Genomic DNA, 8,412 nt, shown 5'->3' on the forward strand with positions numbered 1-8,412 from the left:
TGATCGCCGGTAGTGCCGTCGTTCCATACATAACCGGTATAACCCGGGCGTGCTTTTGCCGTAATGCTTGCAAAGGTCATGTTGGGCTCGCGGCAAAACACGGTATCGAAATATATACTGGGCAGGGTATCCTGGTCCACGTAAGGGTATACCACATCGGAGTTGGTGTATAACCGGCAATTCCGCCACAGGTCTATCTGTGGGTCGAATGCCACTTGTTGCCAGTTGCCGCCTGCCGGTTTTATAGCGCTCATCTTGATACAGGTATAGTGAAATACATACTTTAGTTTGTGCTCCATATCATTAAGATCCGGTTTGGTATAGTACTCCGGGATATTGAAATAGAGTTTGTCGCCATGGGGCTTCAGGGAAATAATGGGCGGTGTATAAATCGAATATTTATACCAATCATATTGGGGATAGGGGAAGGCATACGTAAAGCTGCTCTTCCGCATATTATCGGCAAGCTCGTATTTATAGAATATGGCATTGCCATTGGCATATTCGTTGGTATAAATAATGAAAGCACTGTTATCGGGGGTAAAGTTGCCATGCATATCCCTGTTATCCGTTTCAGTCAGGGGGACTGAAGGATAGGCTCCGTTGTCGGTTATGGCGCCGTTATCGGGGTTAAATCTCAGGAAATTGAGGTGTGAGCCCGGTAGGTAGTCTACAACGTTTAACGAGATATAGGCGATTGATTCCCGGTCGGGCGATACTTTGAAGTCCCAGAGCATATCCCACATGGTTTTCCTTTCGTAATAAGCAATAACGGGTGTGGTATCTATGCCCGAGGCCGTAATGTTATAGGCCGACAGCGTATAGCTATTGCTTTCCTGGTCCGATTCGGTCATGAGCAGCCAAAGATCGCAGTTGTTGCCCGGTACAATATCGATAAATTCCGCATCCGTATCCAGGAATTCGGGTTTCCGAACGGGTACGTTTTTCAGGCCGGGCGCCACATCGCCCAGCCCGTTGTTGAGCTGCATATCCACCACCGAATAAGTAAGGCCGAGTGTTTGCGACAGGGCAAAGGCATAATACTTATCGGGGTCGTGGATGAAGGGTGCGACGATCCGCTTTTTTCCGTTCGAAGTATAGAACAGGTTAAAATCCCAGTCCCCGTTGGGCATGGGGTCAATATTGCGGTCGAATATTTGGTTTGGGACAACAATGAAACGCAGCGCCCCGGTTTGCGGATGCGAAACAGGGATTATGTTCGCATGCCGCCTTCCTTTCTGCTCATTGTATTCAATTGTGTAGCTACTTTCAAGACCATTACTGCGCAGCATTCCCAGGAATTTATCAGTCTCGGTTACGCCGGGCGGCGCTGTCTTAAGGTCGAGGCTGTAAAAGCCCGTAAACCAGTTGCTGTTGGCCTTCAGGTGTATGCTGCGCTGGGCATGAAACTGCGCATTGCCAGGCAGGTTAAGGCATAGGCAAAGCAACAGTGCAATGATCCCTTTCTTGTTTATAGAGCTTAAGGTCATAGGCGGTTTGGCGTTCATCGTATCGGTAGCGGGTAAACGTCGCTTAGCAAGCACAATTTATAACCATAGCGGCAGGTCGTATCGCTTGCTTGGCGATATGGCATTATTTGTTTCTTCTTGGTTTGGAATCGGGAACAGGTATGTAATTATGCTATCGGGACATGCACCTTATTTTGGAAGACACTTCAAGCCGCTTGGGGTACCAGTGGATTGCTGATCCTGGGGTAATGGTTTTTTTTACGCGTGGTTTTTGCCCTTATTTGCATGCTTTGTACCGGGAAACGTATGTTTTGTACCGGGTAAACGATCTTTGGAATGGATCACTTTTGCCATGTACAGCTGTACCGGCGCCCTCGCCTGGCCGGGAGTAGGGCGCTTGGTGTTGCAGCAGGAAAGGCAAAAAACACAAGCCGCCTGTATTACCGGTAATACAGGCGGCTTGGAAAAAAGATAGCTTCGGGCGTTTACCGGATCAGCACCAGCTCTCCCTTGCTGTAGTAAGGGTCTGCGCGGGCCTGGGTTTTGAAGCGGAGTTCGTAGAAGTAGCTGCCGGGATCAGCCGCATTGCCGTTATAGGTGCCATCCCAGCCCTCGTCAAATTCGTCGTTGGATTTATAGATCATCTGTCCCCAGCGGTTAAAGATGCGCAGGCTGTATTGGGAAGGCACACAACCCAACGCGATCACGGGTTTGAAATAGTCGTTGAGCCCGTCGTTGTTCGGACTGAAGGCATTGGGCACCGATATACTGCAGGGGCAATATTTGCTGCCCACCGTTATTGTGTCGTATTGTGTACAACCTTCTGCCTGGAATTTCACCCAATAGGTTCCCGGGTTGTAAATATTTCTTTCGCGTGCGGTCGATTTATCGTCCCAGAGGTATTGCCCCTCCTCATCAGGTTTGATCGTAGCCGGGAACCGTTGTTCGCAGATCACCGTATCAGGTGGCAGTACCACTACCGGCGCCCGCAAGCGGTAGGAGAAGGTGTCGACGCGGTCGCCGCAGCCGCCCTTATAATATACCCAATACTTGCCGGGTGCGCTGATTGTGTGCTCGTTGCCGGCGGTGCCGTCATACCATACATAGTCGGTAAACCCGGGTCTTGCTTTTAAAGTTACCGGCTCAAACGGGATTTCCGGTTCGCGGCAGAATACGGTATCGAAATAGGTGCTGGCAATCGTATCCAGGGGCAGGTAAGGGTAAACCACATCGGTATTGGTGTAGAGCCGGCAATTGCGTAATAAGTCTATAGCCGGGTCGAAGGCTATTTGTTGCCAGTCGTTACCCGTCGGCTTCATGGCTCCGAGTTTAATGCAGGGATACTGGAACACCTGTTTCAGGGACGCTTCAAAAGGATCGGGTACCAGGAAACTCTCGGGAATATTAAAGAACAGCTTATCTCCGTAAGGTTTGAAAAAAATAATCGGTGGATAATAGTTCGAATGTTTATTGGTATTAAAGGTGGTATAAGCCAGGGGATATTCGAAGCTGGTCTTGCGCATGTTGTCCGTCAGGTCGTACTTGTAGAAGGTAGCCTTCCCGTTGGCATATTCATTGGTATAAAGCACGTAGGCGGTATTGTCCGGCGTAAAGCAGCCGTGCAGATCCCGGTTATTGGTTTCCCCCAGGTCGATCGGCGGCAGGGCGTCGGCAGTAATGACGCCGTTGTCGAGGTTAAATTTAAAGAACAATACATCGATCCGGGGCTTGAATGTGCCGGCCGTATTGGTATTGAGCATCGTTAAGGCTATAAGGTCGCGGGCGGGCGAACAGTGATAATCCCAGGTCATATCCGAAGCGTTTTCCTTACTGAAGGTAGATACGACCGGGGTAGGGTTTATGCCCGAGGCGTTTATGTTATAGGCATACATCTTGTAGGTCAGGTCACTGAGGCTGCCGTCTGTCATCAGCAGCCATACATCGCAGTTATTGCCCGGCACCACATCTATAAACGATGCATTGCCTTCGGGGTAATCCGTTGCTCTTAATTTCGTGTTTTTGGTGGCAGCAACTACATTGCCCAACCCGTTATTGAGACTCATATCGACCACCGAATAGCTTAAGCCGAACGGCTCGCTCAGGGAAAATACATAGTACTTATCCGGATCGTGGGTATAGGGCACCACTACAAAGTTTTTTTCCGTCGTGCTGTAAAAAAAAGTATTGAGGTCAAAGTCGCCATCGGGCATCGGATCAAGGTTGCGGTCCAACAGGGCATTGCGGGTGGCAATGAAGCGCAGGGCGCCGGTTTGCGGATGGGAAACCGGGACCATATTGGGGAATTGCTGGCCCCTGACCCGTATGGAGAAATCGCCTTCATAGAAGTAGGAGCGCAGGATCTGCAGAAACTTATTCGTTTGGGTAACGGCAGGCGTGCCCGTGTTCAGGTCGATGCCGAGGTCGCCCAGGAACCAGTTACTGTTTGCTTTCAGATGTATGCTGCGTTGGGCATGAAACTGGGCATTACTCTGGTTGAGCAGGCACAGTAAAATGAGCAACAGGATGCCTCCTTTTATGGTTACAGATTTCAACGTTATGCAGTACTTTATAAGTTATGGTTAAGTTGGATACTTATTGCACAGGGGTATTGCCTGTGTATGTGCCTTTCGAACAGGGGGCTGTAATGCATATGTTCCTGTATATAAACCAGGACTGGTTAATGCTTCCCTCCTTTCCCGAATAGCATCTTTTTCGCTGCCGGGTAGCGGAAACAACCCGGCCCGGCCGCATTTTTGCGGACCGGTATCTATGAAGACACCCTATGGGCCCCCGGGTACTAGCAGGTTATCCTGTTTGTCCGTGTTTTTCCTGTATTCGCTGCGGATGCCTCGAAAAGCGACCACAAGGTTACCCGTAGTTTTTATTAATGATATGATGGTCTGCTGCCGGTTGCTGCCCGCTGTCGGCGCATTGTTACAGGAGGGGGCTGCGAAATTTTTAAAAAGCGGCAAGCCGGCGTTGTCTCCTTTTTGCGCGCAGGACGATTGCTGTATTTATGGGGTAAGAGTTTGCCGGAACCACGAAATGGCAAGGGCATAACCTTCCAGGCCAAGACCGGAAATAATACCCCTTGCATTGGCTGCTGTATAGGAGTGCTGCCGGTAGGGTTCCCGGGCGTGTATATTGGAAATATGAACCTCGACCACAGGTACGTCGATCGCTTTTATCGTATCGGCAAGAGCGATACTGGTATGCGTATAACCGGCGCCGTTGAAGATAATACCCGCAGTCTTGCCCTTGCAATCCTGTAATTTGTCGATCAGCGCTCCTTCATGATTGCTTTGGTAGTACTCCAGGACGGTGTCCGGGAAACGTTGCTGCAGTTCAGTAAGAAAGGTCTCAAAGCTTTTGCTGCCATAGATTTCCGGCTCTCTGGTACCGAGCAGGTTGAGATTGGGGCCGTTAATAATCGTAATATGCATAGCAGTACTTCCTTATTTTTAATGCAACGAATGTACAACACTATCCTGGCTTTTGGGACGGCAGGGCAGGATAGGACCCGCCTAAATAAATTAAACGGGATATAGTTGGGAAAAAACAATATCACCCCAAAATTCCCCCCTCATCCTACTTTTATTTGAAGGCATAAAAGTTAAATTTGCACTTCATAAAAAAATATTTACGAATGAAAATTGTCAATCTGTTGCTAACAGGTACCGCAATTGCTGCCATTGGTGCCGCATCTTGCCAGGGTGGCGGGAGTGATACTGTAGCAGACGCGAAGAAAAAAGACTTTAAGTTTATCGACCCTGCCAATATGGATACCACCATTAGCCCGGCCGAAAACTTTTTTCTCTATGCCAATGGCGCATGGTTGAAAAAAACAGAAATTCCCGGCGACCAGACCCGTTGGGGCAGCTTTGATATGCTGGCCGAAAATACCAACGAGGATGTACATAAGGTAATGGAAGCGGCTGCAGGCAACAAAGGTGCCGCTGCAGGTAGCAACGAGAAAATGGTTGGCGATTTTTATAAAAGCGGTATGGATACCACTGCCATCGAAAAAGCAGGTATTGCCCCGCTTAAACCTACCCTCGACCGTATCGCGGCCATCACTACCCCCGAACAATTGCTGGCCGAGGTTGCTACGCAGTTTGTACAGGGTAATACAACCATCATTGGCGGTTATGTAGCCCCCGATGATAAGATCATTACGAAGCAGATCGTACAGCTGATGCAAACCGGTCTGGGCCTGCCTACCCGCGACAACTATTTCGATAAAGACACGATCTCTGAAAAGAACAGGGTTGCTTATAAAGCTTATATCGCCAAAATACTGGAACTTACCGGTGTGGATAATGCTACGGCTACAAAAAATGCCGAAGCTATATTTGCCCTGGAATCCAAGCTGGCCGGGGCTTCTTTAAGGCCCGACCAGATGCGCGATCCGCAGAAGTTATACAACAAATTCAGCCTCGATGCCTTCAGCAAACAAACTCCGGGTATCGATTGGAAAAATATGTTCAGCCAGTTTAAGATCACCGGCGAAGACAGCCTGATCGTAGCTACGCCTAAATACTACCAGGAACTTGCCCGCCAGCTCAAAGCCACGCCGGTAGACGTATGGAAACAATACCTGACTTTCCACGTTACCAGCGATATGGCGCCTTACCTGAGCAGCGCGTTTAGTGATGCGAGCTTCGATTTCCATGGTCGCACCCTGCGCGGGCAAAAAGAGCAGAAACCACGCTGGAAACGCGTAATGAGCATCATCAACGCTTCTGTAGGTGATCAGCTGGGACAACTTTATGTAGAGAAAAACTTCAAACCTGAGGCTAAAAAACGCATGCAGGAATTGGTAAACAACCTGCAGGAAGCCTTCCGCGACCGGATTACCAAGCTCGACTGGATGAGCGAAGTAACCAAGCAAAAAGCCCTGGCTAAACTGAACTCCTTCACCAAAAAGATTGGTTATCCCGACAAATGGAAAGATTATTCTTCTGTAAAGATCGGTGCTGATAACTATGTACAGAATATCCTGAATGCTTCGGCTTTCAATTATAACTACGAAATTGGCAAACTGGGTAAGCCTATCGACAAGGCAGAGTGGGGTATGACGCCTAATACCGTTAACGCCTATTACAACCCGGGTTGGAACGAGATCGTGTTCCCTGCGGCTATCCTGCAGTTCCCGTTCTTCGACTTCGATGCGGATGATGCCGTAAACTATGGTGGTATCGGTGCCGTTATCGGTCACGAAATGACCCACGGTTTCGACGACCAGGGTTGCCAGTATGATGCCGAAGGTTACCTGCGTAACTGGTGGACTCCGGAAGATGCCAAGAAATTTGGCGCGAAAACAGATGTAGTTCGTCGCCAGTTTGACGCCTACACCGTACTCGATGGCAGCATGCACGTAAACGGTTCGCTTACCCTCGGCGAGAATATTGCCGACCTGGGTGGTGTTACCATTGCCTACGAAGCGTTCAAAAAAACAAAACAAGGCCAGGGCAACGAAAAGATCGACGGTTTCACACCCGATCAGCGTTTCTTCCTGAGCTGGGCCCAGGTATGGCGTGGTAAGGCTAAAGATGCCACCGTACGTCAGCTGATCCAGACCGATCCGCACTCTCCGCAACAATGGAGGGGTAATGGTCCGTTGAGCAATTTCGAACCTTTCTATAAAGCATTTAATGTAAAAGAAGGCGATAAAATGTGGCGTGCAGATAGCATCCGTGCTAAAATCTGGTAAGCATTTTTCAATCAACATGATCGATAACAACAGGCTGTCCCTTAGGGCAGCCTGTTTTGTTTTTAGTATCAGGTAGTAAAGTATCAGGTATCAAGTATAAAGTATCAAGAGGGAGCCTATCATCCTGAGCGCAGCAGGGTAATTTTAAATTTTGAGTTTTGAATTTTAAACTGTTGAAGTGTTCGCTGTCCTCCTGAGCATCGCGAAGGATCTTATCCGTTGGTTGGCTTTATTAGAGTGGTATGTATCAAGAGGGGGCCTGTCATCCTGAGCGCAGCAGGGTAATTTTAAATTTTGAGTTTTAAATTTTAAACTGTTGAAGTGTTCGCTGTCATCCTGAGCATCGCGAAGGATCTCACCGATTAGCTGGCTTTGTCGGAGTGCTACGTGTCAAGAAGGAGCCTGTTATCCTGAGCGCAGCTGGGTAATTTTGAATTTTGAGTTTTAAATTTTGAGCTGTTGAAGTGTTCGCTGTCATCCTGAGCGTAGCGAAGGATCTCATCAGTTAGCCGGCTTTATTAGAGTGGTATGTATCAAGAAGGAGCCTGTCATCCTGAGCGCAGCAGGGTAATTTTAAATTTTGAGTTTTGAATTTTGAGCTGTTGAAGTGTTCGCTGTCATCCTGAGCGTAGCGAAGGATCTCATCAGTTAGCTGGCTTTATTAGAGTGGTATGTATCAAGAAGGAGCCTGTCATCCTGAGCGCAGCAGGGTAATTTTAAATTTTGAGTTTTGAATTTTAAACTGTTGAAGTGTTCGCTGTCATCCTGAGCATCGCGAAGGATCTTATCCGTTGGCTGGCTTTATTAGAGGGAGTGGGGGGGCGTCTTGCTTCACGAAGGCTGTCCTCGGTTAGCTGGCTTTATATAGTTATGCATATTGCTCATCTCAGGGCGTGCTTCCTCCGTTAAGATCCTTCGCTGCGCTCAGGATGACACATCCCACATCTCACATCTCACATCTCACATCTCCCATCTAACATCTACCATCTACCATCTCCCATCTAACATCTAACATCTCACATCTCCCATCTCACATCTCACATCTACCATCTAACATCTCCCCCCCCAATACTTGAATTCAAAAAATATATCTGGCTTGTAAGTGTTGCTGTTCCTGAGATATGGTAAACAAAGGTCAATCGATCTGTTAAAAACATTTTGTGGAACGGTATAGGACTTCTATCTTTGCGCTCCCTTAGCGGAACGGTTTAAGGGAAAGTTCATAGAAAT

Annotated in this window: 4 protein-coding genes; 1 reads left to right on the plus strand and 3 read right to left on the minus strand. The window is 48.3% G+C overall.

The features are described 5' to 3' along the window. The 3 genes from B0I18_RS24825 to aroQ form a co-directional block, all read right to left on the minus strand. A partial coding sequence (locus B0I18_RS24825) for a hypothetical protein (protein WP_146146871.1) occupies nucleotides 1-1,544 on the minus strand: 1,544 nt, incomplete at its 3' end. Between the two features lie 410 nt (nucleotides 1,545-1,954). Further along, nucleotides 1,955-4,021, minus strand: coding sequence for a T9SS type B sorting domain-containing protein (locus tag B0I18_RS24830; protein ID WP_106525475.1), 2,067 nt, complete (start codon nucleotides 4,019-4,021; stop codon nucleotides 1,955-1,957). Between the two features lie 462 nt (nucleotides 4,022-4,483). After that, nucleotides 4,484-4,912: a type II 3-dehydroquinate dehydratase gene (gene aroQ, locus B0I18_RS24840; RefSeq protein ID WP_106525477.1), complete on the minus strand. Its 429-nt coding sequence runs from the start codon at nucleotides 4,910-4,912 to the stop codon at nucleotides 4,484-4,486. 203 nt (nucleotides 4,913-5,115) lie between these two features. Between aroQ and B0I18_RS24845 the strand changes: the two genes are divergently transcribed. Beyond that, a complete protein-coding gene (locus B0I18_RS24845; RefSeq protein WP_106525478.1) occupies nucleotides 5,116-7,182 on the plus strand; it encodes a M13 family metallopeptidase in 2,067 nt (688 codons plus the stop codon). Nucleotides 7,183-8,412 lie beyond the last annotated feature (1,230 nt).

Origin of the sequence: Taibaiella chishuiensis (assembly GCF_003014535.1) — a bacterium.
Classification (GTDB): Bacteria; Bacteroidota; Bacteroidia; order Chitinophagales; family Chitinophagaceae; genus Taibaiella; species Taibaiella chishuiensis.

Coding starts and splice junctions, on each gene's coding strand:
- aroQ (WP_106525477.1), bottom strand. CDS start 4,912: ATGCATATTACGATTATTAACGGCCCCAATCTCAACCTGCTCGGTACC.
- B0I18_RS24845 (WP_106525478.1), top strand. CDS start 5,116: ATGAAAATTGTCAATCTGTTGCTAACAGGTACCGCAATTGCTGCCATT.